Genomic DNA, 25971 nt, shown 5'->3' on the forward strand with positions numbered 1-25971 from the left:
CTCAACCAATGGAATGATTTCAACCGAACGTAAACGCATATGCCGACACACCCGGATCGAGAAATTCGATGCTGAACGTCCGGTCCGTCACGCTGCCGCTCTGGCGTATCAACTGATACAAACGCTGTGAGTTCACACTGCCGCTGCCATCGGGCGCCACATCGGTGCCGTGGGCATCACCAGGGGCTTTGCCGTCAATGAGCACTTTGAATCGCACCGGTTTACCGTCGGCACCGGGACCCAGCACCAAGTGCAAATCGCGTGCATGGAAGCGATAGACGATGCGACTGGCGGGCGCGCTAGAAATCGCACGCTCTGAACCGACATTCCATTTTCCGTCCAGGCTCCAGTCGTTGAGGGCCAGTTTGGCGGGTGAGGTGTACGCGGTCACTTTGTCAGGCACGAGACTGGTCTCGGGGACGAAATGCTCGGCACGCTGGAAACCGACATAGGTTTCCGGTGATTGCACTTCGTTCATGTCCGGCGCGAGTTGAACCCCTGTCGCATCCGCAGTGATCAGACCGTCCGCGACCTTCACCGCTCCCGCTTCACGCAGCAGTTGCTGAATGACCCTTTCCGACTCGGCATACTCGCCTTCACCAAAGTGGTGATAACGAATGCGCCCCTGTGCGTCCGCAAAATAATGGGCCGGCCAGTATTCGTTGTTGAAGGCACGCCAGATTTTGTAGTCGTTATCGATGGCCACGGGGTAGTTGATGCCCAGGTCTTTCATGGCTTTGGTGACATTGCCGACATCCCGTTCAAAGGCGAATTCCGGTGCATGCACACCAATCACCACCAATCCCTGATCGCGATATTTTTCGGCCCAGGCTTTCACATACGGCAAGGTGCGCAGGCAGTTGATGCAGGAGTAAGTCCAGAAATCCACCAGCACGACTTTGCCCTTCAGGGCCTGAGTGGTGAGCGGTGGCGAATTGAGCCATTGCACCGCGCCATCCAGCGGTGGGAGGTTGCCTTCAATCGGCAAGGAGCCCGCTGCCTTGGCACTCGCTTTCATCGTGCCACCCGCAGCCATCATCGCTCCGCTGTTATTCGCAGACTTGCCGGCCAAACGGCCGACCAAGGCTTGCTCGATCCCGCCGGTGGACGCGGTTGAAACCCGTGCCAGAATTCCCGTATCCAGCCCCAACGCAATCGCGGCGACACCCGCCAGCATTGCCGCCCCCAGACCGCGCCGTAGCCATTCGCCAGCACCTATTGAACGCTTCATTGCTGCGAAAACTTTACCGCCAAGCAGCAACGCCACGGCGAGCGAAGTGGCGGCACCTGCCGCGTAAGCCAGCAGCAACAACGTGGTTTCGATGCTTGCCCCTTGCAGCGCCGCCCCTGTCAGCAACAGACCCAAAATCGGCCCGGCGCAAGGTGCCCAGAGCAGGCCCGTGGCGACGCCGATCAGGAACGAAGCGCCAGGACGCGGCCGGGTATCGGCGCCAGCGACTTCCGATAATCGGCTGCCGGCCGCCACCAGTGGCCGCGTCAATCGTTCGGCCAATCGAGGCAGCAACAGCGTCAGCCCGAACAGAGCAACGAACAGCAACGCGAGCCAGCGACCGTACTGATTGACTTGCACCACCCAACCGCCGCCCACCGCCGCCAACGTGGCGACCAAGGCGAAAGTCAGCGCCATCCCTGCCAATAGCGGCAAGCCACTTTTCATAAACGGCTGCCCGGTTCGAGCGAAGACAAAGGGCAGCACCGGCAGAATGCAGGGGCTGACAATCGTCAGTACACCGCCGAGATAAGCGAGAACCAAAAGCCACATAGCGTCGACCTGCATCAAGTGAGTGAAAGGGAATGCCCGTGAATCAAGCCGCCTGTGGCTGGAACTTCAGCGCAAGACCGTTCATGCAGTAACGCAAACCGGTGGGTTTGGGCCCATCGTCGAAGACATGGCCCAGGTGACCACCACATCGCCGACAGTGGACTTCTTCACGCAACACACCAAAGGACCGGTCCTGACGAGTGGCCACCGCTTTGTCCAGGGGTGCCCAGAAGCTGGGCCAGCCGGTGCGGCTGTCAAACTTGGTGTCGGATGAGAACAGCGGCAAACCACACCCGGCGCAGGCGAAAACGCCCTCGCGATGTTCATTGTTCAACGGGCTGCTGTAGGCCCGCTCGGTGCCCTCTTCACGCAGGATTTCGTACTGCTCGTCGCTGAGCATGGCGTGCCATTCGTTGTCGCTGTGGGTCACCTCGAACACCTCTGCCGCGCGGACCTCACTGACCAGTGCGGTACTGGCGGCAAATTTTGGCAACACACCGATCACCAGGGCTGCAGCGCCCAGCCCGCCGCCCGCTACAAGAAACTGTCGCCGTGAAAACATGGCCTTCTCCAAAATTCCAGGTGCCTGATATAGAACACAGCCTAGGCTTGGGTTGATCGCCAAATCCTCACGAGCAGTTAAACAATTCGTGATAACTCGGACTGAGGAAAACCCGCACAATGTGCCCATTGCGCTACAAAGGATTGAGCTTTATGGAACAGACCAAACGCGTCCTGGTGGTCGAGGACGACCTGCACATCGCCGACCTGATCTGCCTGCATCTTCGTGATGAGCAGTTCGAGGTGGTGCACTGCGCCGACGGTGATGAAGGCATGCGCCTGTTGCAGCAAGGAAGCTGGGACGCCTTGATCCTCGACCTGATGCTGCCCGGTGTCGACGGCCTGGAAATCTGCCGTCGTGCCCGGGCGATGGCCCGCTACACCCCGATCATCATCACCAGTGCGCGCTCCAGCGAAATGCACCGGATCCTGGGGCTGGAGCTCGGCGCCGACGACTACCTTGCCAAACCCTTTTCGATGCTGGAACTGGTCGCGCGGGTCAAAGCCTTGCTGCGCCGGGTCGACGCCATGGCCCGCAACCTGAAGATGGACTCGGGCAGCCTGATGACGGACGGTCTGTCCATCGACCCGATCACCCGCGATGTCTCTCTCGACGGTCGGCGTCTGGACCTCACACCACGGGAATTCGACTTGTTGTACTTCTTCGTCCGCCAACCCGGCAAGGTGTTCTCGCGCATGGATTTGCTCAATGCAGTCTGGGGCTACAGCCATGAAGGTTACGAACACACAGTGAACACTCACATCAACCGGCTGCGGGCCAAGATCGAAGCCGATCCGGCGCTCCCTGCGCGCATCCTCACGGTGTGGGGCCGTGGCTACAAATTCGCCGTCAAGGAGGAGCAGCCATGAGGCTGACCCTGACACAACGCCTGTCCCTGGTGTTCGCCATTCTGTTGCTGGTGTGCTGTGGCACATCGGCATGGATGCAAGTGCGCTCCAACAAAATGCATGAACTGGAAGTGGTCCAGGGGCTGTCGCGCGACCTGGCGCAACACATCGCCAATGACACGGTGCTGATGGACAGCAGCGGCCTGATGCCCAATGCCATCCGCGAATTGTTCAGCAAACTCATGCAGGTCAACCCAAGCGTTGAGGTTTATCTGCTGGACACCGAGGGCAAGATTGTCGGAAGTGCCGCACCGGAAGGCCGGATACGTCGGGAGCGGATCGATCTGGGACCGATCCAGCGCTTGCTCAAAGGCGATGCCCTGCCGGTTCTCGGCGATGACCCGCGCAGCATCGATGGCCGCAAAGTGTTCAGCGCCGCGCCATTGCGGGTCAACGGTCAACCGGTCGGCTATCTCTATGTGGTACTGCTCAGCGAAGAACACGACCGCTTCGCCGAACAAGGTGCCACCAGCGCCGCACTCAATACTGCCCTGATGTCCATCGGTCTGGTGGCGTTGTTGTGCCTGATCGCAGGTCTCACGGCCTTTGCCCTGATTACCCGACCGTTGCGGCGCTTGACCGAAAGGGTCAGTCAGTTCGACATCGATGGCATGCCCTCCACACCACCGGCCTCGAAACCAGTAGAAAAAGCCACCAGTCACGATGAAATTGCCGTGCTGGACGCCGCCTTCCGGCAGATGCAAACCCGCCTCAATGAACAGTGGCGCTCGCTGACGCGTCAGGACCAGGAGCGCCGCGAGCTCGTGGCGAACATTTCGCACGACCTGCGAACGCCCTTGGCCTCGCTGCACGGGTACCTGGAAACCCTGTCGCTCAAGGACGCCACACTATCCCCTGCTGACCGGCGTCGCTATCTGGGCATCGCCCTGGATCAAAGCCGCAAGGTGGGTGGGCTGGCGCAATCGCTGCTGGAACTGGTCAGGCTGGAACACGGATTCGTACAACCGGTACTGGAGCGCTTCTCCCTGACCGATCTGGTGCAGGATATTTTTCAGAAATTCGAATTGACCGCCGAAGCGCGCCAGATTGAGCTGAAGGCCACCTTCGCCCCCAACGTTTCCACGACCTGCGCCGACCTGGGGCTGATCGAGCGGGTGTTGACCAACCTGTTCGACAATGCCCTGCGCGATACCCCTCAAGGTGGAGAAATCGAACTGAGCCTGCGCCCCCAAGGACCGTTTATCGAAGTCACTGTCAGCGATACCGGGCCAGGCATTGCTACGCCGTTGCGCGAAGGTCTGTTCCTGCGCCCCTTCAACATTGGCGGTGCTCGGCGCGATGGCGGGTTGGGGCTGCGTATCGTGCATCGGATCTTGCAATTGCACGGTCGGGAGATCCAGCTGATCGATCTGCCTGGACGGGGTGCGACCTTTCGCTTCTCCTTGCCGGTGGATCAGCAAACGGCGGAACAATGGGCGGCTCACTCGATGAATCTGAATTCGATGGGGAAATAGCCCGTAGCACACGTTCCGGCAATGCCCACAAATGTCCTCACGCAAAAATCATGACCAACTGCCTGTTCATCCGTGACAACGCTGCCGCGGTCCAATAGATTAGGCGACCTGAAAAGGCCCTGTGCTTTCTCGCCTCAATTCAAGTTAAAAGAAGTAGTGAAATTTCAATGTCCGATTCCAACACCGCTGAATCCGTAATCACCTTGTCGTCCAAAGCGGAATACGAAAACTCCATCAATCTTTCACAGCATGTGCCTCAGGCCAAGATCATCAGCGAGATGGTCCTGGACGCTTTTCAATCCACCCGGGAAAGCGACCAGATCCGCGAGCTGCGCGCCGCGATTCGCCAGGCTCATGACAGCTTCGACGACGATAAAGCCTATGAACTGATGGGCGAACTCAAGCAACTCAAGGACGCTGAAGCAGCCGACATTGCTGCTCTGGAAGACCTGAGCAGCAAATTTTCGATCAGCCGGATTCTCTCCAGCTTCAAGGATGACCCGGCGTTTCAGGAAATCGTCTACGGCCTGGCGCTGAAAGTGCTGAACCAGACTCACCAGGCCATCAGCAACCCGAGCAGTGGCAAAAGCAAAGTGGCTCGCGCCAAGAAAGATCTCGAAGTGTTCACCATCAGCAAAGACGGCATGAGCGTCACCCTGCCGCTACGCACCCCGCGTTCTAGCCTGAACGTTGACCGCAAAGCGCTGGAATTCCTCGGCTTTACCTTCGTCGGCGAAGGCGATGACGCGGCGATTGAAAGCGAGACGTTCCTGGACAACTCCGGGGCCGAACAAGCGGTCAACCGCAAGAACATCATCACCGCACTGCAGCAGCAAACTGCGTTCGACGGCTACAGCATCGCCGCGCAGTAACACGTTTCACCCGAAAGCCCCGCCCTTGCAGCGGGGCTTTTTTTTTGCCTGATGTTTTTTGGTAGATCCTGTCGTCCCCTTCGTCAGGTGAAGGAATTGCCGCTTGCGAAACTATAATCAAGTTGCCTATAGTTTCGTGATGCGAACCCAATTCTTTGAAACCTCTTCGTTCACTGCCACCGTTGGCGATTATCTGACGGACGATGAGTATCGTTCGCTGCAAACGTATATGCAGTCGAACCCACAGGCAGGCGATGTCATGCCTCGTACAGGTGGCTTCCGCAAACTGCGCCGGGGCTTATGAATGATGGCCAGTTCTGGATGTTTGCAATTTATGACAAGGATGAGCTTGAGAATATGACTGCAGACCAAGAGAAGGCGCTCAAGAAAGCCATAGGCACAGAGTTAAAGGCACGAGGTACCCCATGAAAAAGCGCGACCTGTTTGCAGAGTTGATGCAGGGCGTTGACGAGATGGCTGCTCAGCGAGAAGGCAAGATCACGCTGCGAAATACTACGGTGGAAGACAACCCGGCTCCTGAGGTAGGCGCACAAGAAATCGTTGCGCTGCGTACCAAGTTGCATATGTCCCAGGCCGTTTTTGCAAAACGAATTCGAACCAGCCCCAGCACCCTGAGAAATTGGGAGCAGGAAAAATCCAAGCCAAATGCTCAAGCAGCTTTATTGATCAGGCTGGTGGAGAAATTCCCCGATATGGTCGAGCGACTCCAAGCTGTTTGAATTGATAGCTCATTATCAAAAAGCCCCGCCTACGAGTGAAAGCGGGGCTTTTTATTGCCTGCAAGATTTAGAGCGGCGAGGGATTCAGAGCCACGATCATGTCCACTTCTACCGGTGCGTTTTTCGGCAATTGATAAACACCGACCGTCGTCCGGGTATGCCTGCCTGCGTCGCCCAACACATGGGTGAAGACATCCGACGCACCGTTGGCCACTTCACTGAGGTCGACAAAGTCGAAGGTGGATTTCACATAAACAGTGACACGAAGCACTGCCTTGACGTTTTCCAGTGAACCGACGGCGTCGCGAATCAGTGCCAGCCCGCGTATCGCACTGATACTCGCGGCTTCCTGGGCATCGGCCAAATTGAGTTCCAGCCCCACTCGGCCGGGGTACTGGATTTTGCCGTTCATTCTTGGCACCAGGCCACTGACATACAGCTCATCGTCATGCCGAAGCAGCGGCGCGTAATGCCCGCCGGCCGGGTTTTCGTCGTAGACATCGAAGCCGAGTTCTTTGGCCATCGCGAGAAAACGTTCGTCGCGGGTTATTTGCTTAATCATCTACTGCCCCCTCTTGATCCATCATGCAAACCGCCTGTTGATGGTAGAGACAGACGCTTCTCCTGATCAGGGCAAGTTCGTATAGAATCCAGCGAAGTTTATTGCCAGGGAGACCAATAAAATGCAGGCTAAGCGCGCCGTGATCGCCGCCATCGAGTTCCAGCCGGGAGCGCCGCTGGTGCAGCAGATTGTCGATCAGCTGTCCGTGGCGATCAGCCAGGGTGGCCTGCCGCACGGGGCCAAGTTGCCGCCGATTCGCGAACTCTCTGAATTGATGAACGTCGGTAAATCCACCGTGGTCGACGCCCTCGACCGATTGCGTGCCAAAGGATTGGTGGTCTCGCGCCAGGGCTCGGGGCATTACGTCCACCGAGCGAGCTCGCAAACCCCAGCCGCTGCTGGCCCGGATCTGCAACCACAAGACACCCTCAGCCGGATTCGCCGTGCAGTGCTGCTCGACAACGGCGCGCTGCGTCCCGGCTGTGGATTTCTGCCCGGTTCATGGCTGCCCGCCGAAGATCTGCTCAAAGCGGTGCGCGGCACCCTTCGTGCGACGTCATTGCGCATGGGCGAATACGGTGAGGTCGGTGGTTACCGGCCGCTGCGTGAGGCGTTGCGGGTGAAGTTGTCGAGCTTCGGCATCGAAGTGCCGGTGGAACAAATCATCACCACCGCTAACACCATGCAGGCCATCGACCAGTTGATGCGCCTGTTGATAAAACCTGGCGATACGGTGCTGCTCGACGATCCGTGCTACTTCAACCTGCACACCAACCTGGCGTTGCACGGTGCCAGGATCATCACCCTACCCCGCGATTGCAATGGTCTGGACCTGGAGGCTTTCGAGCAATTGCTGATCGCCCATCGCCCCGTGCTCTACATGACCAACAGCACCCTGCATAACCCGACCGGGCACTCGTTTTCCGCGGCGCAGGTTTATCGCCTGCTGGAGTTGAGTCACCGATACGGCTTCCACATTGTAGAAGATGACCTGTACGGCGACCTCCAGCAAAGACGCACCCCACGCCTGGCCGCGAGCGGGCTGGACACGGTCAGCTACGTGTCCGGTTTCTCCAAGACCCTGACGGCCAACAGCCGGGTCAGCTACGCCGTGTTGTCACCACAACTGGCCGCCCGAATGATTGCCCTGAAGATGAGCATCGGCGGCGTGACCTCTGAATTGGCGGAGCAGATCATCTGCACGATGCTCAGCAACGGCAGCTACGCCAAACACATCCGGCGCACGGTGGATCGTTTGTACGAATCGAGTAGTCGCGTGGCGCGCTGGCTGGTGGAGGCTGGATGCTCGGTGTCGTCGGTGCCGGGTGAAGGACTGTTCATCTGGACCCGCTTGCCCAACGGATTACATGCCGAAACCCTCGCCAACAAAGGCCTCAAAAATGACCTGGTGCTAACGCCAGGTACCATGTTGAGCAAAGCTGCCGACGCCAATAGTTTTCTGCGCTTCAATGTCGCGCACAGTGATGATCCGCAGGTGCGGGAGCGGTTTTTCCGACTCCTTGATAGCTGAGTTGTTCTGAAAGACCGAGTTGCTGCCTTCGCGAGCAAGCTTGCTCCTACATTTGACCGCATTCCACTTGGAGGAACGCGGTCTTGTGTAGGAGCGGGCTTGCTCGCGAAGGGGGTAACACGGTCCACCAGACAGCCCCCAACAAAAAGCCCCGCACTTCTCTCGAAGGCGGGGCTTTTGTTTACAGCATCCGACGCTTAAGGCGCGTACGTCAGCAGCAGCTCGGTCGGCACTTTGAAGTCCAGGGACATCATCACGCTCAACGCGGTAATGGTGAAGATCGAGAACACGAACAGCTTGCGTGCCCAGACCGTATCATCCACTGCCTTGTAACCGGTCCAGGCCATGTACAACCAGTACATGCCCATGGCCGCGGCGACGGCGAGGTAGCTCATGCCGACGTAACCGCTGAAGGTCAGCATCAAGGTCGCCACGAGGAACGCCAGGATGTAGATCAGGATGTGCTTCTTGGCCACTTCGATACCGCGCTTCACTGGCAGCACCGGAATCGATGCGGCCAGGTAATCGTTGAAGCGGAAAATCGCGATGGCGTAGGAATGCGGCATCTGCCACAGGCTGAACATCACCAACAACGTCAGTGCGGCCATGTCGAAGCTGTTGGTCACAGCGACGTAGCCAATCACCGGCGGCATGGCGCCCGACAGACTGCCCACCAGCGTGCCGTGAACCGACTTGCGCTTGAGGTACAGGCTGTAGAAGCCGACGTAGATGACGAAACCGATCACCGCGAACAGCGCGGCCAGCGGGTTTGCCACCTTGTACAACAACGCAACGCCGGCAATACCCAGGACGGTCGCAAAGGCCAGGGCCAGTTTCAGGGAGATCAAGCCCTGGACCAGCACCCGGTTCTTGGTGCGTTCCATCTTCAGGTCGATGTCGCGGTCGATGCAGTTGTTGAACACGCAACCGGAAGCCACCACCAGGGACGTGCCGATCATGGCGGCCAGGAAAATGGCCAGATCGACATGCCCTTTCGAGGCCAGGAAAAATCCGCCCGCCACAGAAAGCACGTTACCGAAAATGATCCCCGGTTTGGTGATTTGGATAAAGTGCTTAAAGGACATCCGGACTTTCCTCAGTGCGCCATCATGACGGTGTGGATGCTGAACATGATCCACAGCGACAAGCCAACCAACAGAACGATCACCAATGCAGCGAAGACAAACGCGATCACGTTGTTACGCTGGGCAGCGGAGCGGTCCAGGTGGAGGAAGTACACCAGGTGCACGAGCACCTGGATCACTGCGAAGGCCAGTACGATCCACAGGGTCATGGCTTTTGGCAGCGACGGGTACATCACCAGGCCAAAAGGAATGATCGTCAGGATCACCGACAGGATGAAGCCGATGGCGTAAGACTTGACGCTGCCGTGGCTGTCGTCGTGGCCGTGGCCATCGTGGGAGTGTGCATTAGCCATTACAGGGTCCCCATCAGGTAAACAACGGTGAATACGCAGATCCACACCACGTCCAGGAAGTGCCAGAACAGGCTCAGGCAGCTCAGACGGGTCTTGTTGGTCGCCGTCAGGCCGTTTTTCTGCACCTGATACATCATGATCGCCATCCAGATCAGACCGCTGGTCACGTGCAGACCGTGGGTGCCGACCAGGGTGAAGAACCCGGACAGGAAGCCGCTGCGGTTAGGACCGTAGCCTTCGGAGATCAGCATGTGGAACTCGTTGATCTCCATGCCGATGAAGCCGGCACCGAACAGGAAGGTCATCGCCAGCCAGCCCAGCACTTGAGTCTTCTTGCCTTTGAACAACGCCAGCATGGCGAAGCCGTAGGTGATCGAACTGAACAACAGCAGGGCGGTTTCGCCCAGCACGTATGGCAGCTCGAAGATGTCGTGGCCCGACGGGCCACCCGCTACGTTGTTAACCAGTACCGCGTACACCGCGAAGATCGATGCAAACAAAATGCAGTCGGTCATCAGGTAGAGCCAGAAACCGAATACGGTCATCTCGCCCGAGTCGTGGTGATGGTCATCGTGCCCATGTCCATCGACATGGGTGTGTCCAGCATTGGTCACTAAGTTCGACATGGTTTAAGCCTGTTCCAACGAGGTTTCAACACGGGTGGCGGTGGCTGGGATTTTCCCGGCTGCTACCAGACGTTTGCGCTGCTCGGCTTCGGTGCGCTCGATCACGTCGACCGGCACCATATAGCCCTGGTCATCACGAGCAGCGTGGATCACGAAGTAGATCACGGTACCGGCGAGGCCGAAGATGGCCATCCACCAGATGTGCCAGATCATCGCGAAACCGAACACGGTCAACAGAGCACCCATGACCAGGCCGGTCGCGGTGTTGTTTGGCATGTGGATCGGCTCGTACCTGGCCGGAGCCTGGTACGCAGTACCGTTTTCCTTGGCTTCGGTGAACGGGTCGATGCAGTCGGCTTTTGGCAGTACGGCAAAGTTGTAGAACGGTGGTGGCGAGGAGGTCGACCATTCCAGCGTGTGGGCATTCCACGGGTCACCGGCTTCGCACATGTTTTCCGGTTTGTTACGGTCACGCACACTGACGTAGAGCTGGATCAGCTGGCAGGCGATACCGCAGGCGATCATGACCGCACCGAACATTGCAACGTACAGGTACGGAACCCACTCAGGGTTGGTGGTGGCGTTCAGACGACGGGTCATGCCCATGAAGCCCAGTACATAGAGCGGCATGAACGCGACGAAGAAGCCGGTGATCCAGCACCAGAACGCTGCCTTGCCCCAACCTTCGTGCAGCTTGAAGCCGAACGCTTTAGGGAAGTAGAAGGCGAAGCCGGCGATGTAGCCGAACACCGCGCCGCCGATGATCACGTTGTGGAAGTGAGCGATCACGAACAGGCTGTTGTGCAGAACGAAGTCAGCACCCGGGATGGCCAGCAGTACGCCGGTCATGCCGCCGATGGCGAAGGTCACCATGAAGCCCAGGGTCCACAGAACATGGCTGGTGATGCGCAAACGGCCCTGGTAAATGGTGAACAGCCAGTTGAATAGCTTCACCCCCGTCGGAATCGAGATCAGCATCGTCGCCAGACCGAAGAAGGCGTTGACGTTGGCACCCGAACCCATGGTGAAGAAGTGGTGCAGCCAGACCATGAAGCCCAGGATCGAGATCGCACCCGAGGCGTAGATCATCGAGTGGTGACCGAACAGCTTCTTGCCGGAGAAGGCCGAGATGACTTCGGAGAAGATCCCGAACGCCGGCAGAATCAGGATGTAAACCTCGGGGTGACCCCAGGCCCAGAACAAGTTGACGTACATCATCGGATTGCCACCAAGTTCATTGGTGAAAATGTGGAAATCCATGTAACGGTCAAGCGTCAGCAAAGCCAGGGTAGCGGTCAGGATCGGGAAGGATGCGACGATCAGAACGTTGGCCCAGGTGCAGGTCCAGGTGAAGATCGGCATGTCCATCAGTTTCATGCCCGGGGTACGCATTTTCAGCACGGTGGCCAGGAAGTTGACCCCGGTCAGCGTCGTACCCAGCCCGGAAAGCTGTAGCGCCCAGATGTAGTAGTCCACACCCACGCCAGGGCTGTAGCCCAGTTCCGACAGTGGTGGATACGCAACCCAACCGGTACGGGCGAATTCGCCGACACCCAGGGACACGTTGACCAGCACCACGCCAGACATCAGCAGCCAGAAGCTCAGGGAGTTCAGGAACGGGTAGGCCACGTCACGCGCGCCGATCTGCAGCGGCACTGCAAGGTTCATCAGGCCGGTGAAGAATGGCATCGCCATGAAGATGATCATGATCACACCGTGAGCGGTGAAGATCTGGTCATAGTGTTCAGGCGGCAGGTAGCCAGGCGAACCTTCGGTGGCCATGGCCAACTGGGTACGCATCATGATGGCGTCGGCAAAACCACGCAGCAGCATGACCATGGCGACGATGATGTACATCACGCCGATTTTCTTGTGGTCGACCGAGGTCAGCCACTCGGACCACAGGTAGGTCCACTTCTTGAAATAGGTGATTGCACCGAACACGCCCAGACCGCCGAGCGCGATCATGGCGATGGTCACCATCACGATCGGTTCGTGGAACGGGACCGCTTCCCAACTTAATTTACCAAACATCGTTTACTCCTCTGCCCCGGCAGCTGAATGCGAACTCATGTCCATCCCTTCCATCTGGGCCACTTCTTTCTCTTTCTTCTCGTGATCCACTTTCGGACCCGCTTTCATGCCTTCGTACTTGTCGACGATGGTCTGGAACAGGTTCGGCGTGAACGAGGAGTAGAGCTCTACTGGATTGTTCTGGCTTGGCTTGGAAAGGGCTTCGTATTCAGCTTTTTCAAGCTGTTTAGGTGCCTTCTTGACATCACTGACCCAGGCATCGAAGTCCGCCTGAGAGGTGGCGATTGCTTTGAACTTCATGCCGGTGAAACCCGCGCCGCTGTAGTTGGCGGAGATCCCGTCGAATTCAGCGTTCTGGTTGGCGATCAGGTGCAGTTTGGTCTGCATGCCCGCCATCGCGTAGATCTGGCCGCCCAGACCCGGAATGAAGAACGAGTTCATCACGGTGTCGGAGGTGATCTGGAAGTTAATTGGCGTGTTGGCCGGGAATACGATCTTGTTGACCGTGGCGATCCCTTGCTCGGGATAGATGAACAGCCACTTCCAGTCCATCGATACCACTTGAATGGTGACCGGCTTGACGTCGGATTCCAGTGGCTTGTACGGATCCAGGGCGTGGGTCGACTTGTAGGTGACATAACCCAGGGCAATGATGATCAGCACTGGAATTGCCCACACCGCGATTTCAATCTTGGTGGAGTGCGACCACTTCGGCGTGTACACGGCGTCGGTGTTGGAGGCGCGATATTTCCAGGCGAACAGGAAGGTCATGACGATGACCGGTACCACGACAAGAAGCATCAGCAGCGTTGCGGTGATGATCAGGTTTCGCTCGTCCAGGCCAACCTGGCCCTTGGGATCGAGCAAGGTCATGTTGCAGCCTCCCAGCAACAGTGTGCCGAGCAGCGGCAATAAGCCTAGTAGTCTGGGGTACCTGTTTTTACTCATCTCACGACCTCTAAAGCAGCTTGCGCAATGCAGTTGGGTTTTGATCGCCAACACTTCACCCTGCCAAGGGTTGGCATTTTTCTTGGATTGAATAAGGGCTGCCCGTCGCGCGTCAGACGCTGCTCGACAAATCCTGGGCCAGCGGTAAGTTCTTATTCGATTTCGTGGTCAAAGGCCTTGTTACAGACCAATTCCATTTGGTGCGGATAGTTGGAAGGCTCCGACACCAGGGAGTCGCATGAAGCGTTCAAGCCCCTCGACGCCCTACTTTCTGCTCATGCACCTGAGTAAGGGTGAGCAGTGCCGGGATTTCAATGCGGGCGATTGTAGATATGTAACGATTCATAAACCATGTCTCATCTCGAAATAATTTCTATCCATTCCAGCAACAATCATTAACGCATTTCGCAAAAACGCGGCATGTTATAGAAATTAATTCTCAACAAAAACACCAAAAATAGTAGGTCTACCTTGCGCAGTTCAGACAGCTTCAAGGCCCCCACCTCCGGCGCCTTCATTGCGCAACCCCCTATGCGACAAGGGCTCTGGCGATTCGCCAGCCCCTGTTAAAACTGCCTGCTTCATCATTTTCAGGGTGACATGATGAACCAGCGAAACAGTCCAATTTTGTTGTCTTGTCCTGCGTCAATTAATCCTCTTGAAACGCCTTGCGACACTCCCGCTGTGACAACGTGTCGCACACATGTCGCACCCCTGATTGCCGCGCATCCCGGTCTTTTTACCTGACCTCTAAAATGCAAAACGCCCCAGCCCTCTCAACGAGGGCCGGGGCGTTTTTATGGACGACACAGCGGTGCGGCGAACCGCCTCAGCGCAGCGCTTTACGGTTACGCGAAGTCAGCAACGGCACCAGAATCACGATAAGCACGAACGACACCAGCGCCCATTGCGCCAGCGACAGACCGAGGATCGGCGGGTACGGCGTGGAACAGAAGCCATCTACCTGGAAGCCCAGCGGGAAAATCTTCGCCAGCGGCAAACCATCGACTATCGGTTGCAGCACATCAATGCCGCAGCTGACCGCAGGATAGAACTGGGTGTAGACGTGGTGCCCGGCGACCGCGACGCCTGCAATGGCACAGATCACCACCAGCGTCTCGAACACAGTAATGCCGCGACGGGTGCGCGTTGCCGCGCCAATGAAGGCAAACACCGCGATCAGCAGCAACGCGTAGCGCTGGAGGATGCACAGTGGACACGGAGCCTCGCCCAGCGCAATTTGCATATACAACGCACCGCCAATCAGTGCCAGGCAGATGATGCCCAGTAACACCAGATATCGCCGTTCGCGTCCCAACCGCATTGTTTCCTCGCTCATCGCGTTTCCCTTTTTGATATCAGTTGCCGCCAAGTCTACACGCAGGCTCCGTCGTTTGAGAGCCTGGCGCGTGCCGGTGGATTTGGGGGAATAAACGATAAAGCGGTTAAGAAGGGATTAACTTTGGAAGTGTTTTCAAGAATCAGGACCGCTGTGCGGCCAATCGCGGGCAAGCCCGCTCCCACAGGTACAGCGGTGTACCTGTGGGAGCGGCGGTGCGACGATTCGACTTGCCCGCGATGAAGGCGACTCGGTCTCCCGAGTCGCTGCACACAGTTACTCCAACGCCGCAGCCGGCCCAAAGAACTCATAGCGGCTTTGCTTCTCCGGAACCCCCAAGGCCTTGAGGTGACGCTTGACCGCGGCCATGAAACCTTTAGGCCCCAGGAAGTAAGCATCCAGGTCACGTTGCTCGGGCAACCACTCGCCCAATTGTTCCTGACTCAACAACCCGACCTTGTGCGCAGCAGCACTGACACCGTCATCTTCGTCATAGCAATAGAAGCGCTTGAGTTGCGGATGACGCTCAGCCAACCCATCGATCCAGTCGCGGAAAGCGTGCACGCTGCCGTTACGCGAGCAGTGGATAAAATGCACCGGGCGCTCGGTGGCCAATGCAGCTTCGAGCATCGCCAGCGTCGGGGTGATGCCGACGCCGCCGCTGATCAACACCAGCGGTTTGTCGCTGGCCGTCAGGGTGAAGTCGCCCGATGGCGGGAACAACTGAATGCTCGAACCGACCTGCAGGTGATCGTGCAAGTGATTAGACGCACGCCCACCGGTTTCACGTTTGACGCTGATGCGGTAGTGGCCCTTGTTCGCCAGCGCCGACAGCGAGTAGTTGCGACGAATCTCTTCGCCATCAAGGATCAGTTTCATACCGATGTACTGGCCAGGCTCCGCCGCAAGGATCGGGCCTTTGTCGGCAGGTTCGAAGTAGAACGAGGTGATTTCCGCGCTTTCCTCGACCTTGGCCGCGACGATGAATTCCCGCGCCCCGCGCCAGCCACCGGGCGCTTGTTCTTTTTGGTCGTAAATGCTGCCTTCAGCGCCGATCAATATCTCGGCGAGTTGACCATACGCGGCACCCCAGGCCGCAATAACCTCAGGGGTGGCGATTTCTTCGCCCAGCACTTCGGCGATCGCGCGCAGCAGGCAGCTGCCAACAATCGGGTAGTGTTCCGGCAGGATTTGCAGGGCCACGTGCTTGTTGATGATCTTGGCCACCAGGTCGCCCAATTGGTCGAGCTGGTCGATGTGCCGTGCGTACATCAAGACACCGTTGGCCAGTGCGCGTGGCTGATCACCGCTGGCCTGGTGGGCCTGGTTGAACAGCGGGCGGACTTCAGGGTATTCGGAGAGCATCATGCGGTAGAAGTGCGTAATCAGCGCTTCGCCGCCGCTTTCCAGCAGTGGCACGGTGGATTTGACGATGGCACGGTCTTGAACGCTAAGCATAAGGACGACTCCGGAGCTTTATGTGTATTTCCTTAGACATATCAGTTTCCATGCCAACTATATAAACGTTATAAATCAAAAACTTAAAAACATCGTAGTCATATCGACACGAGCTGTTTTATAGTCTTAGCGACTACATGGAGTCACTATGACTGCAAAACCCTTGCTCACCGCCCTGCTGCCTCTGGTCTCGGACCTGTCCCGTGAACTGCCCGAAGGCGAGCGCTATCGACGCCTGCTCGAAGCCATGCGCGCCCTGCTTCCCTGTGATGCTGCTGCCCTGTTGCGCCTTGATGGCGAATGGCTGGTGCCGCTGGCAGTCGACGGGTTGAGCACAGACACTCTGGGCCGGCGCTTCAAAGTCAGCGAACACCCGCGCTTCGAAGCCTTGCTCAGCAGCCACGGCCCGACCCGCTTCGCCGCCAACAGCGACCTGCCAGACCCTTACGACGGACTGGTCGATGGCCTCGACGATCATCTGGAAGTCCACGACTGCATGGGTTGCCCGCTGTTTATCGACGAGCGCCCATGGGGTTTGCTGACCCTCGATGCCCTCAACCCGGAACAATTTCAACCCATCGAACTGGATGCGCTGCAAGCCTTTGCCAGCCTTGCTGCGGCCACGGTCAACGCCGCCGAGCGCATCGAGCGCCTGGCCAATCGCGCCGAAGACGAACACCAGCGTGCCGAGGTTTACCGTCAGGCCAGCGGTCAGCAGAACCGCGAGATGATCGGCCAGAGCAAGGCGCACAAACGCCTGGTGGAAGAGATCAATCTGGTGGGGGGCAGTGACCTGACGGTGCTGATCACCGGTGAAACCGGGGTCGGCAAGGAACTGGTCGCACAGGCGATTCATGCCGCCTCTGCGCGGGCCGACAAACCGATCATCAGCCTTAACTGCGCAGCCCTGCCGGACACGCTGGTCGAGAGCGAGTTGTTCGGCCATGTGCGTGGCGCGTTCACCGGCGCGACGAATGATCGTCGCGGCAAGTTCGAACTGGCCAACGGCGGCACGCTGTTTCTCGATGAAGTCGGCGAACTGTCGCTGACGGTGCAAGCCAAGCTGCTGCGCGTCCTGCAAAGCGGGCAATTGCAGCGACTGGGTTCGGACAAGGAACACCAAGTGGACGTGCGCCTGATCGCGGCGACTAACCGAGACCTGGCCGAAGAAGTGCGCAACGGGCGCTACCGTGCCGACTTCTACCACCGTTTGAGCGTTTACCCCTTGCTGGTACCGGCACTACGCGATCGCGGACGGGATGTATTGCTGCTCAGCGGCTTCTTCCTGGAGCAAAATCGCTCGCGCATGGGCCTTAACAGCCTGCGCTTGAACAGCGATGCACAGGCCGCATTGATGGCCTACAACTGGCCGGGGAACGTGCGGGAGCTGGAGCATTTGATTGGCCGAAGTGCGCTCAAAGCGCTGGGCAGCTGCAAGGACCGACCGAAGATTCTCAGCTTGAGCGCTGCGGACCTGGATTTGCCCACGGGCCACGTCGAGGCCATCAGCGAGCAGCCAGTGGCCAGCCCTGTGGTGCTGGTGTCTGGTGATTTGCGTGAAGCCACCGAGAACTATCAGCGGCAATTGATCAGTGCTTGCCTGGAGCGGCACCACAACAACTGGGCGAGTGCGGCGCGTGAGCTGGGCCTGGATCGGGCGAATCTGGGGCGCATGGCCAAGCGATTGGGGATGAAATAACTCGGTCCCTGTAGCAGCTGCCGAGCCTGCGAGGCTGCGTTCGAGGACGCAGTCCTCGCCAATCCATTGGCTGCGTTGTATCTGATACATCCGGGATTCAGGGTTTACGGCTGCTTCGCAACCGAACGCAGCCTCGCAGGCTCGGCAGCTGCTACAAAGCATGCATTCACCGGTGTGCGACGCAAAGCCCCTAAAGCCTGCCCACAAAAAGTCGATAACCCGATATCGGTAGTTGTGGGCCATCCCGCAACCACCCATCACCTTTTCCACAGAAGGTTTTTATGTCTTCCACCAAAGCCCGCGCAGATTCACTTTCGCTTCTGCTGTTTACCTTGCGCAGCGGCAAGCTGATGGCGATCAACCTGCTGAAAGTCAGCGAAATCATCCCCTGTCCGCCGCTGACCAGGCTGCCGGAGTCGCATCCCCACGTCAAAGGCATCGCCACCCTGCGTGGCGCGTCGTTGTCGGTGATCGACCTGAGCCGTGCCATCGGCGAGCGCCCGCTGGAAGACCCGAACGGTGGCTGCCTGATCGTCACCGACGTCAGTCGCTCAAAGCAGGGCCTGCATGTTCAAGCCGTGAGCAAGATCGTTCACTGCCTGACCTCCGACATTCGCCCGCCACCCTTCGGTTCCGGCGGCGTGCGTTCGTACATCACCGGCGTGACCTCGGTCGACGGCACTCTGGTGCAGGTGCTGGACATCGAAAAAGTCATCCACGGCATCGCGCCGGCACAGATCGAAACCGCCCCGACCGAACTGAGCATGGAAGACGCCGAAATCTTGGGCAGCGCACGCATTCTGGTGGTTGATGACAGCCAGGTCGCCTTGCAACAATCCGTGCACACCCTGCGCAACCTCGGCCTGCAATGCCACACCGCGCGCAGCGCCAAGGAAGCGATCGACTGCCTGCTCGACCTGCAAGGCACGGCCCAACAGATCAACCTGATCGTCTCGGACATCGAAATGTCAGAGATGGATGGCTACGCCTTCACCCGCACCCTGCGCGAAACGCCAGACTTCTCGCACCTGTATGTGCTGCTGCACACGTCCCTGGACAGCACGATGAACAGCGAAAAAGCACGCCTGGCCGGTGCTAACGCAGTGCTGACCAAATTCTCTTCGCCAGAATTGACCAAATGTCTGATCGAGGCGGCCAAGGCCGTCGCTGAACAAGGTCATTGAGAGATGGCCGAGGGCTTTTGTTTTTTGATGCGGCGCAACCTCGCTGAGGCTGTGCCAGAGATCACTTGGCCTCAAGGGATGGTCCTCACCCAGTACCGCCCTGAATCAGCAGAAGCTGTTCATTGTTTGATGGAACAGGGGTTTCAGGACGGTGGCGGCCGCGTGCCGGCGCTGGAGGTGTGGCAACAGCGGTTTGAAACCGACCCCGAATACGATCCCTCCCTGTGTTTCATTGCGCTGGATGCCGACGGCGTCGTCGGTGTGTGCCAGTGCTGGACCAGCGCCTACATCAAAAACCTGGTGGTGCATCCGCGGGCGCAACGCCTCGGGCTTGGCCGCGCATTGCTGCTACAGGCGTTCAACGTCTTTAAGCAACGCCGGGAAGGATTTGTCGATTTGAAAGTATTGGAAGACAACCTTCGGGCGCAGCGGCTGTATGAACGTGCCGGGATGTATGTGGTTCGCCGGGAGCAAGTTCCAGCCTGATATACCGCCTTCGCGAGCAGGCTCGCTCCCACAATGGATCTATGTCGTACGCAGATCAAATGTGGGAGCGAGCCTGCTCGCGAAGGCGCCGACACATTCAACGTGAATTCATCAGACATACTCTAACCTTGGCCAAAAACCCCCAAGGATGCCTGAACCATGAAAGCCGCAACCCTGACCTTTCTCTGCCTCACCGCCCTCGCCTCCCTGGCCCACGCCTCCAGCCCCGACGCCTGGGCCGCCTACGACAAAGCAGTCCTCGCCAGTTGCACCAAGGCAAGCGGTCTGAAAAATGCAAAACCGGTCGGCAACGCTGCGCAGTTCGATGATCGGGTCGGCTACACCGCCCTCCTGTTGCAAGGCCAATACCCGCAAAAACACATGAAAGGCCAGCAAGGCACAGAGCTGTGCCTCTACAACAAGCAGACAAAAACCGCCTACGTGACCGAATGGGACTCCATCCGCTCGACCGCCAAGGCCCAGTGAGTGGCGCATAACTTGCCTCAAGGCTGAGCGGTGCGGTGACATTCTGTCGCCGCTTTACGCCTCCACATATGACCCAGCGATCAATGAATACAACGTTTTCCTGCGTAGGTTGCGGCAAATGCTGCAATGACCATCATGTCCCCCTGACCCTGGCGGAAGCCCGGATGTGGGCGGCCGATGGCGGTCAAGTGATCGTGCTGGTCGAGGGCTTTTTGGGTAACGGCCTGGGCCTGCCCGTGCAGCAACGCGAACACGCCGAACGCCGTTCGGTAGCGGTTCGAAGCGGCACGTCCGAGGCGTATGTGGCGATCACCTTTGCCGCCTATAACATCGGTCCCTGCCGGAATCTTGACGAAGACAATCTGTGCCGCATTTACGAACGCCGACCGTTGGTGTGCCGCATATACCCCGCGGAGATCAACCCGCACATCATGCTGAACAAAGCGATCAAGGACTGCCCGCCTGAGTCATGGGAACAAGGCCCGGACTTGATCATCGGCGGCGAGTTAGTGGATCAGGAACTGGCGGGGTTGATCCAGCGTTCTCGTCAGGCGGACCGCAATGACGTTCGGGCCAAGGATGCGATTTGCGGGTTGCTGGGGATTCGGACGACAGCGCTGAAGGGAGATGTGTTTACCGCTTATCTGCCTGACATGACGGCGTTTGCCACGGTCATCGACCAGGTGTCAACACAACCGCTGGCAGCGTCGGAGAGTGACTGGTTGTTTCATCTTTCGGGGGAAGACATTGCCGGGCAAGTTCAGGCTGCTGGGGCGCAAGTGGCGACTGATGCGCCGGTGAACTATGCGTTTATTTCGTTGCGGGCGGCTTGATTCAAGAGAGATGTCGTCGGGTATGACCCCATCGCGAGCAGGCTCGCTCCCACAGTGGATCTTCGTCGTACACAACATCTGTGACCTGTGAAGTTCAACTGTGGGAGCGAGCCTGCTCGCGAAGGCTATTGGTCAAACACCGCAGATTTAAAGACTCAGCGCTTACCCATCGAACGACGAGTCCCCGGAGGTGCTGCACCTGGGGTCTTGGTATGGCCATTCTTCGCGCCATTCTTGTACCAAGGCTGGCTAGCGTTCTTCGCCGCGGCCAAGTCACCCGGTTTGAACGGGAACTTGAACGCCGGGATCGCGGCTTTGGTTTCGCTGTCTGCGCTGGAGTCGACGCTGTCTGGCAGGTCTGCCTGGTCGTCGCTCAAGGCGTCGGCAACCGGCGGTTGTGTCGGGGAAGTCATGAAAGCTCCGGGTGATGCAATAGAGTCGGGCCCGGTCAGCGAGCCGCGAAAGGCGGCAGTATACCTGTGTCGAGCGCCGCAAGCTTCACGCTGCAAGAGAGTCCGTCGGGTTTTGTGTTGACTGATACACCGCCATCGTCGGAGCTTGCTCCGGGCGGCGTTCCGACGATGAACGATAACGCCGTCAACCTGAAGAAACCGTCCGCAACGGATCCAAACGCCCAAACTGACAACCCCGTCAGTTACCAGTCACCCTCCTGACGGGCTGACAGGGTTATAAAGAGGGTATAAATCTGAAAATACCCAAACCCTTTAGCCCGGCGCCCCACTCGCATGCGAATTCAAAAAAAACCCGCCTTGATCGCAGGTCTGCTAATTGCCTTGGCAGCGCTGGGCACGTGGTATGTCACCAAGCCCGCCACAGCCAAACTCGCCGCCCCTACCGCGATTCCGGTACGCGTGGTCAATGTCGTTGAAAAAGACGTGCCGCGTTATATCAGCGGCATCGGTTCGGTGCTGTCCTTGCACAGCGTCGTGGTGCGCCCGCAGATCGACGGCATTCTCACCAAAATCCTGGTCAAGGAAGGCCAACTGGTGAACATAGGTGACCTGCTGGCCACCATCGATGACCGCTCGATCCGCGCCAGCCTCGATCAGGCCCGCGCTCAACTGGGAGAAAACCAGGCGCAGTTGCAAGTGGCACTGGTCAACCTCAAGCGTTACAAATTGCTGAGTGTTGATGACGGGGTGTCCAAACAGACCTACGACCAACAACAAGCGCTGGTCAATCAACTCAAAGCCACCGCCCAGGGCAACCAGGCTTCAATCGACGCCGCTCAGGTGCAACTCTCCTACACACAGATTCACTCCCCGGTCACAGGGTGCGTCGGGATTCGCACGGTGGATGAAGGCAACTTCCTGCGCATGACCGATGCCCAAGGCCTGTTCACCGTGACCCAGATCGACCCGATTGCCGTCGAGTTCTCCCTGCCGCAGCACATGCTGCCGACCCTGCAAGGGCTGATCGGCGACCCGCAACGCGCAAAGGTAAAAGCCTACATTGGCGCCGACACCGACGGTGAAACCGGCAACCTGCTGGGCGAAGGTCACTTGACCCTGATCGATAACCAGATCAACGCCAACACCGGGACCATCCGCGCCAAGGCCGAATTCAACAACCCAGGGCAGAAACTCTGGCCGGGCCTGCTGGTGACGGTAAAAATTCAGACAGCCCTGGAGAAAGATGCCCTGGTGGTGCCGCCCACCGTCGTACAACGGGGTCTCGATCAACACTTCGTGTACCGGGTCAACGGTGACAAGGTCGAAGCCGTCACCGTGCAGGTGGTTTCGCAAGGCAGCGGCCAGGACATCATCAAAGGTGTGAAACCGGGCGATGTGCTGGTCACTGATGGCCAGTCGCGGCTCAAGCCGGGGTCGACCGTGCAGGTGCTGACCGAACCGCCACAGGTGGTGCAATCGGAGTCCAAGCCATGAAGGGCCACGGCTCGATCTCGGCCTGGTGCATCGATCACCCGGTCGCCACCCTCCTGCTGACCTTCGCCCTGGTGCTGCTCGGCGCCATCGCCTTTCCGCGTCTGTCGATTGCGCCGCTGCCGGAGGCCGAATTCCCGACCATTCAGGTGGCCGCGCAACTGCCCGGCGCCAGCCCGGAAACCATGGCGTCATCGGTGGCCACGCCGCTTGAAGTGCAATTCAGTTCCATTCCCGGCGTGACCCAAATGACATCGAGCAGCGCCTTGGGCTCGACCATCCTGATCCTGCAATTCACCCTCGACAAAAGCATCGACACCGCCGCCCAGGAAGTCCAGGCCGCGATCAACACCGCTGCCGGCAAACTGCCCAAGGACATGCCCAACCTGCCGACCTGGCGCAAGGTCAACCCGGCTGACAGCCCGGTGCTGATCCTCAGCGTCAACTCCACGCAAATGCCCGGCACTGAACTCAGCGACCTGGTGGAAACCCTGCTGTCCCGTCAGATCAGCCAGATCGAAGGCGTAGGCCAAACCAACATTACCGGTCAGCAACGTCCGGCGATTCGCGTTCAAGCCTCGGCGGACAAACTGGCGGCCATCGGCCTGACCCTCGCCGACATTCGCCTGGCCCTCCAGAACACCAGCCTCAACCTGGCCAAAGGTGCGTTATACGGCGAGTCGAGCATTTCGACGCTGTCGACCAACGACCAGCTGTTTCACCCCGAGGAATACAGCCAACTCATCGTTTCCTACAAGGACGGCGCCCCGGTTCATCTGAGGGATGTCGCCAAAGTCGTCAACGGTTCGGAAGATGCCTACATTCAGGCCTGGGCCGACGGTAAGCCCGGGGTGAACCTGGTGATTTTCCGGCAACCGGGGGCGAACATCGTCGAGACCGTGGACCGCATTCAAGCCGCACTGCCCACACTGAAAGCCATGCTCCCCGCCTCGGTTCAGGTCAACGTGCTGGTCGACCGCACCCAGACCATCCGCGCGTCCTTGCATGAAGTGGAAATCACCCTGCTGATCGCGATCCTGCTGGTGGTGGCGGTGATGGCGCTGTTCCTGCGCCAATGGTCGGCGACCCTGATTGTGTCCGCAGTGCTGGGCGTTTCCCTGATCGCGAGTTTCGCCCTGATGTACATCATGGGCTTCAGCCTGAACAACCTGACCCTGGTGGCGATTGTGGTGGCGGTGGGGTTTGTGGTCGACGATGCGATTGTGGTGGTGGAGAACATTCACCGACATCTTGAAGCCGGCGACGGCATGCGCGAAGCGGCGATCAAGGGCGCCGGCGAGATTGGTTTTACCGTGGTCTCGATCAGTTTCTCGCTGGTGGCGGCGTTCATTCCGCTGCTGTTCATGGGCGGCGTGGTCGGGCGGTTGTTCAAGGAATTCGCCCTCACCGCCACTTCAACCATCATGATTTCGGTGGTGGTGTCGCTGACGCTGGCACCAACCCTGGCCGCGCTGTTCATGCGTGCGCCGGTGCATCATGCCCACAGTAAACCAACGTTTGGCGAGCGCTTGCTGGCTGGCTATGAAAAATTATTGCGCCACGCCCTCGCCCATCAGAAATTGATGATCGGTGTGTTCGGACTTTCCCTGTGCCTGGCCATCGCCGGTTACATCTTCATTCCCAAGGGCTTCTTCCCTGTACAGGACACCGGGTTTGTCCTCGGTACGACCGAAGCTGCCGCCGATATTTCCTACGGCGACATGGTGAAAAAACACTTGGCGATGGCCGAAATCGTCGCGGCGGATCCCGCGGTCGCGGCATTTTCCCACTCGGTCGGTGTTTCCGGCAGCAACCAGACCATCGCCAACGGCCGCTTCTGGATTTCCCTGAAAAAACGCGGCGACCGCGACGTGTCGGCCAGTCAGTTCATCGACCGGATTCGTCCGCAACTGATGAAGGTTCCGGGCATCGTTTTGTACCTGCGCGCAGGCCAGGACATCAACCTCAGCTCAGGCCCAAGCCGTGCCCAGTACCAATACGTGCTCAAGAGCAACGACGGCGCGACCCTCAGCACCTGGACCCAGCGGCTGACGGAAAAACTGCGCAGCAACCCGGCGTTCCGCGACATTTCCAACGACCTGCAACTGGGCGGCAGCATCACCCACATCAGCATCGACCGCAGCGCCGCGGCGCGTTTCGGCCTGACCGCCAGTGACGTCGACGAAGCGCTGTACGATGCGTTTGGTCAGCGCCAGGTCAATGAATTCCAGACCCAGATCAACCAATACAACGTGATTCTGGAACTGGACACCAAGCAACGCGGCAAGGCCGAAAGCCTCAACTATTTCTACCTGCGCTCGCCGTTGAGCGGGGAAATGGTGCCGCTGTCGGCACTGGCAAAATTTGACGCACCCACGGTCGGCCCGCTGTCCATTGCCCATGACGGCATGTTCCCGGCCGCCAACTTGTCGTTCAACCTAGCGCCCGGCGTAGCGTTGGGTGATGCGGTGATCATGCTTAACCAGGCCAAGGTCGACATCGGCATGCCGGCGGCCATGAGCGGCAATTTCCAGGGCGCTGCGCAGGCATTCCAGAGCTCGCTGGCCAGCCAGCCGTGGCTGATTCTGGCGGCGCTGGTGGCGGTGTACATCATTCTCGGCGTGCTCTACGAGAGCTTCGTGCATCCGCTGACCATCATCTCGACGCTGCCTTCGGCGGGGCTCGGGGCGGTGATCATGTTGTGGATCTGCGGCCAGGACTTTTCGATCATGGCGTTGATCGGGCTGGTGCTGCTGATCGGCATCGTCAAGAAAAACGGCATCTTGATGATCGACTTCGCGCTCGACGCCCAGCGCAACCGTGGCTTGCCGCCGGAAGAGGCCATCTTCGAGGCCTGTATTACACGGTTCCGCCCGATCATCATGACCACCCTCGCCGCTCTGCTCGGCGCACTGCCGTTGATGCTCGGTTACGGCACCGGCGCCGAACTGCGCCAGCCATTGGGCATCGCGGTGGTCGGCGGCCTGCTGGTGAGCCAGGCGCTGACGCTGTTCACCACTCCGGTCATATACTTGTGGCTTGAGCGGCTTTTCCATCGACCTAAACCTGCACCGATTTCGGCGTTGGCGACCACAGACTGAGG

23 protein-coding genes and 1 pseudogene are annotated in these 25971 nt (G+C 58.7%); 13 read left to right on the plus strand and 11 right to left on the minus strand.

Annotated features, from left to right (window positions below; genetic code table 11):
* Positions 1 to 19 precede the first annotated feature (19 nt).
* Positions 20 to 1783 (minus strand): cytochrome c biogenesis protein DipZ, encoded by a 1764-nt coding sequence (locus tag ACWGZX_RS08970; protein ID WP_452628084.1) that lies wholly within the window; start codon positions 1781 to 1783, stop codon positions 20 to 22.
* Between the two features lie 43 nt (positions 1784 to 1826).
* The gene (gene msrB, locus ACWGZX_RS08975) at positions 1827 to 2345 is read right to left on the minus strand and encodes a peptide-methionine (R)-S-oxide reductase MsrB (RefSeq protein WP_452628085.1); all 519 of its coding nucleotides are present in this window, start codon (positions 2343 to 2345) and stop codon (positions 1827 to 1829) included.
* Positions 2346 to 2497: 152 nt separating this feature from the next.
* On the opposite strand from msrB, the gene ACWGZX_RS08980 reads away from it, so the two are divergent.
* From ACWGZX_RS08980 to ACWGZX_RS09000, 5 genes and pseudogenes are all read left to right on the plus strand, one after another.
* Positions 2498 to 3214, plus strand: coding sequence for a response regulator transcription factor (locus tag ACWGZX_RS08980; protein WP_123435046.1), 717 nt, complete (start codon positions 2498 to 2500; stop codon positions 3212 to 3214).
* Positions 3211 to 4728 (plus strand): ATP-binding protein, encoded by a 1518-nt coding sequence (locus ACWGZX_RS08985; protein ID WP_452628086.1) that lies wholly within the window; start codon positions 3211 to 3213, stop codon positions 4726 to 4728. The genes ACWGZX_RS08980 and ACWGZX_RS08985 overlap by 4 nt, the downstream gene beginning before the upstream one ends.
* Positions 4729 to 4895: 167 nt before the next feature.
* Entirely contained in the window at positions 4896 to 5600 is a 705-nt protein-coding gene (locus tag ACWGZX_RS08990; protein WP_452628087.1) for a hypothetical protein, read from the plus strand.
* 139 nt (positions 5601 to 5739) lie between these two features.
* Positions 5740 to 6029, plus strand: a pseudogene (locus ACWGZX_RS08995) (toxin).
* A complete protein-coding gene (locus tag ACWGZX_RS09000; RefSeq protein ID WP_140668471.1) occupies positions 6026 to 6340 on the plus strand; it encodes a helix-turn-helix domain-containing protein in 315 nt (104 codons plus the stop codon). The pseudogene ACWGZX_RS08995 and the gene ACWGZX_RS09000 overlap by 4 nt, the downstream one beginning before the upstream one ends.
* A 67-nt stretch (positions 6341 to 6407) precedes the next feature.
* Here ACWGZX_RS09000 and ACWGZX_RS09005 read toward each other — a convergent pair whose 3' ends face one another.
* Positions 6408 to 6902: a RidA family protein gene (locus tag ACWGZX_RS09005; protein ID WP_452628088.1), complete on the minus strand. Its 495-nt coding sequence runs from the start codon at positions 6900 to 6902 to the stop codon at positions 6408 to 6410.
* 121 nt (positions 6903 to 7023) lie between these two features.
* Here ACWGZX_RS09005 and ACWGZX_RS09010 point away from each other — a divergent pair, with 121 nt between their 5' ends.
* Complete coding sequence (locus ACWGZX_RS09010; RefSeq protein WP_452628089.1) at positions 7024 to 8433, plus strand: aminotransferase-like domain-containing protein; 1410 nt, start codon at positions 7024 to 7026, stop codon at positions 8431 to 8433.
* A 197-nt stretch (positions 8434 to 8630) separates the two neighbouring features.
* Here the strand turns inward: ACWGZX_RS09010 and cyoE are convergent, their stop codons facing one another.
* The 7 genes from cyoE to hmpA form a co-directional block, all read right to left on the minus strand.
* Positions 8631 to 9518 (minus strand): heme o synthase, encoded by an 888-nt coding sequence (gene cyoE, locus ACWGZX_RS09015; protein WP_452628090.1) that lies wholly within the window; start codon positions 9516 to 9518, stop codon positions 8631 to 8633.
* A gap of 11 nt (positions 9519 to 9529) precedes the next feature.
* Positions 9530 to 9871 (minus strand): cytochrome o ubiquinol oxidase subunit IV, encoded by a 342-nt coding sequence (gene cyoD, locus ACWGZX_RS09020; RefSeq protein WP_027922712.1) that lies wholly within the window; start codon positions 9869 to 9871, stop codon positions 9530 to 9532.
* Positions 9871 to 10497, minus strand: coding sequence for a cytochrome o ubiquinol oxidase subunit III (locus ACWGZX_RS09025; RefSeq protein WP_223518646.1), 627 nt, complete (start codon positions 10495 to 10497; stop codon positions 9871 to 9873). The genes cyoD and ACWGZX_RS09025 overlap by 1 nt, the downstream gene beginning before the upstream one ends.
* A gap of 3 nt (positions 10498 to 10500) precedes the next feature.
* Positions 10501 to 12531: a cytochrome o ubiquinol oxidase subunit I gene (gene cyoB, locus ACWGZX_RS09030; RefSeq protein ID WP_452628091.1), complete on the minus strand. Its 2031-nt coding sequence runs from the start codon at positions 12529 to 12531 to the stop codon at positions 10501 to 10503.
* Positions 12532 to 12534: 3 nt separating this feature from the next.
* Positions 12535 to 13479, minus strand: a complete 945-nt coding sequence (gene cyoA, locus ACWGZX_RS09035) for a ubiquinol oxidase subunit II (protein ID WP_452628092.1) — start codon at positions 13477 to 13479, stop codon at positions 12535 to 12537.
* An 829-nt stretch (positions 13480 to 14308) separates the two neighbouring features.
* The gene (locus ACWGZX_RS09040) at positions 14309 to 14818 is read right to left on the minus strand and encodes a disulfide bond formation protein B (RefSeq protein WP_452628093.1); all 510 of its coding nucleotides are present in this window, start codon (positions 14816 to 14818) and stop codon (positions 14309 to 14311) included.
* A gap of 276 nt (positions 14819 to 15094) precedes the next feature.
* Positions 15095 to 16276: an NO-inducible flavohemoprotein gene (hmpA, locus tag ACWGZX_RS09045; RefSeq protein WP_223518632.1), complete on the minus strand. Its 1182-nt coding sequence runs from the start codon at positions 16274 to 16276 to the stop codon at positions 15095 to 15097.
* 148 nt (positions 16277 to 16424) lie between these two features.
* Between hmpA and norR the strand changes: the two genes are divergently transcribed.
* From norR to ACWGZX_RS09070, 5 genes are all read left to right on the plus strand, one after another.
* Positions 16425 to 17975 carry a nitric oxide reductase transcriptional regulator NorR gene (gene norR, locus ACWGZX_RS09050; protein ID WP_452628094.1) on the plus strand — a complete coding sequence of 517 codons (1551 nt, stop codon included), beginning with the start codon at positions 16425 to 16427 and terminating at the stop codon, positions 17973 to 17975.
* Between the two features lie 281 nt (positions 17976 to 18256).
* Entirely contained in the window at positions 18257 to 19159 is a 903-nt protein-coding gene (locus ACWGZX_RS09055) for a chemotaxis protein CheV (RefSeq protein ID WP_223518630.1), read from the plus strand.
* 27 nt (positions 19160 to 19186) lie between these two features.
* The gene (locus ACWGZX_RS09060; RefSeq protein WP_452628987.1) at positions 19187 to 19645 is read left to right on the plus strand and encodes a GNAT family N-acetyltransferase; all 459 of its coding nucleotides are present in this window, start codon (positions 19187 to 19189) and stop codon (positions 19643 to 19645) included.
* 159 nt (positions 19646 to 19804) lie between these two features.
* Positions 19805 to 20131, plus strand: coding sequence for a hypothetical protein (locus tag ACWGZX_RS09065; protein WP_452628095.1), 327 nt, complete (start codon positions 19805 to 19807; stop codon positions 20129 to 20131).
* Between the two features lie 83 nt (positions 20132 to 20214).
* Complete coding sequence (locus ACWGZX_RS09070) at positions 20215 to 20964, plus strand: YkgJ family cysteine cluster protein (RefSeq protein WP_452628096.1); 750 nt, start codon at positions 20215 to 20217, stop codon at positions 20962 to 20964.
* 155 nt (positions 20965 to 21119) lie between these two features.
* On the opposite strand, the gene ACWGZX_RS09075 is transcribed toward ACWGZX_RS09070, so the two are convergent.
* A complete protein-coding gene (locus tag ACWGZX_RS09075; RefSeq protein WP_007943495.1) occupies positions 21120 to 21377 on the minus strand; it encodes a hypothetical protein in 258 nt (85 codons plus the stop codon).
* A gap of 333 nt (positions 21378 to 21710) precedes the next feature.
* Here ACWGZX_RS09075 and ACWGZX_RS09080 point away from each other — a divergent pair, with 333 nt between their 5' ends.
* Both ACWGZX_RS09080 and ACWGZX_RS09085 read left to right on the plus strand, forming a co-directional pair.
* The gene (locus tag ACWGZX_RS09080) at positions 21711 to 22871 is read left to right on the plus strand and encodes an efflux RND transporter periplasmic adaptor subunit (RefSeq protein WP_452628097.1); all 1161 of its coding nucleotides are present in this window, start codon (positions 21711 to 21713) and stop codon (positions 22869 to 22871) included.
* Positions 22868 to 25969 (plus strand): multidrug efflux RND transporter permease subunit, encoded by a 3102-nt coding sequence (locus ACWGZX_RS09085; RefSeq protein ID WP_452628098.1) that lies wholly within the window; start codon positions 22868 to 22870, stop codon positions 25967 to 25969. Before ACWGZX_RS09080 ends, ACWGZX_RS09085 begins: the two co-directional genes overlap by 4 nt.
* The last annotated feature ends 2 nt before the right edge of the window (positions 25970 to 25971 follow it).

It is taken from the genome of Pseudomonas sp. CLCA07, assembly GCF_053615335.1.

Coding starts and splice junctions, on each gene's coding strand:
- hmpA (WP_223518632.1), bottom strand. CDS start 16,276: ATGCTTAGCGTTCAAGACCGTGCCATCGTCAAATCCACCGTGCCACTG.
- ACWGZX_RS09065 (WP_452628095.1), top strand. CDS start 19,805: ATGAAAGCCGCAACCCTGACCTTTCTCTGCCTCACCGCCCTCGCCTCC.
- ACWGZX_RS09070 (WP_452628096.1), top strand. CDS start 20,215: ATGAATACAACGTTTTCCTGCGTAGGTTGCGGCAAATGCTGCAATGAC.
- ACWGZX_RS09080 (WP_452628097.1), top strand. CDS start 21,711: ATGCGAATTCAAAAAAAACCCGCCTTGATCGCAGGTCTGCTAATTGCC.
- ACWGZX_RS09040 (WP_452628093.1), bottom strand. CDS start 14,818: ATGAGCGAGGAAACAATGCGGTTGGGACGCGAACGGCGATATCTGGTG.
- ACWGZX_RS09025 (WP_223518646.1), bottom strand. CDS start 10,497: ATGTCGAACTTAGTGACCAATGCTGGACACACCCATGTCGATGGACAT.
- ACWGZX_RS09005 (WP_452628088.1), bottom strand. CDS start 6,902: ATGATTAAGCAAATAACCCGCGACGAACGTTTTCTCGCGATGGCCAAA.
- ACWGZX_RS08980 (WP_123435046.1), top strand. CDS start 2,498: ATGGAACAGACCAAACGCGTCCTGGTGGTCGAGGACGACCTGCACATC.
- ACWGZX_RS09085 (WP_452628098.1), top strand. CDS start 22,868: ATGAAGGGCCACGGCTCGATCTCGGCCTGGTGCATCGATCACCCGGTC.
- ACWGZX_RS08990 (WP_452628087.1), top strand. CDS start 4,896: ATGTCCGATTCCAACACCGCTGAATCCGTAATCACCTTGTCGTCCAAA.
- cyoD (WP_027922712.1), bottom strand. CDS start 9,871: ATGGCTAATGCACACTCCCACGATGGCCACGGCCACGACGACAGCCAC.
- ACWGZX_RS09055 (WP_223518630.1), top strand. CDS start 18,257: ATGTCTTCCACCAAAGCCCGCGCAGATTCACTTTCGCTTCTGCTGTTT.
- norR (WP_452628094.1), top strand. CDS start 16,425: ATGACTGCAAAACCCTTGCTCACCGCCCTGCTGCCTCTGGTCTCGGAC.
- cyoB (WP_452628091.1), bottom strand. CDS start 12,531: ATGTTTGGTAAATTAAGTTGGGAAGCGGTCCCGTTCCACGAACCGATC.
- ACWGZX_RS09000 (WP_140668471.1), top strand. CDS start 6,026: ATGAAAAAGCGCGACCTGTTTGCAGAGTTGATGCAGGGCGTTGACGAG.
- ACWGZX_RS09010 (WP_452628089.1), top strand. CDS start 7,024: ATGCAGGCTAAGCGCGCCGTGATCGCCGCCATCGAGTTCCAGCCGGGA.
- ACWGZX_RS08970 (WP_452628084.1), bottom strand. CDS start 1,783: ATGTGGCTTTTGGTTCTCGCTTATCTCGGCGGTGTACTGACGATTGTC.
- cyoA (WP_452628092.1), bottom strand. CDS start 13,479: ATGAGTAAAAACAGGTACCCCAGACTACTAGGCTTATTGCCGCTGCTC.
- ACWGZX_RS09075 (WP_007943495.1), bottom strand. CDS start 21,377: ATGACTTCCCCGACACAACCGCCGGTTGCCGACGCCTTGAGCGACGAC.
- msrB (WP_452628085.1), bottom strand. CDS start 2,345: ATGTTTTCACGGCGACAGTTTCTTGTAGCGGGCGGCGGGCTGGGCGCT.
- ACWGZX_RS08985 (WP_452628086.1), top strand. CDS start 3,211: ATGAGGCTGACCCTGACACAACGCCTGTCCCTGGTGTTCGCCATTCTG.
- cyoE (WP_452628090.1), bottom strand. CDS start 9,518: ATGTCCTTTAAGCACTTTATCCAAATCACCAAACCGGGGATCATTTTC.
- ACWGZX_RS09060 (WP_452628987.1), top strand. CDS start 19,187: ATGCGGCGCAACCTCGCTGAGGCTGTGCCAGAGATCACTTGGCCTCAA.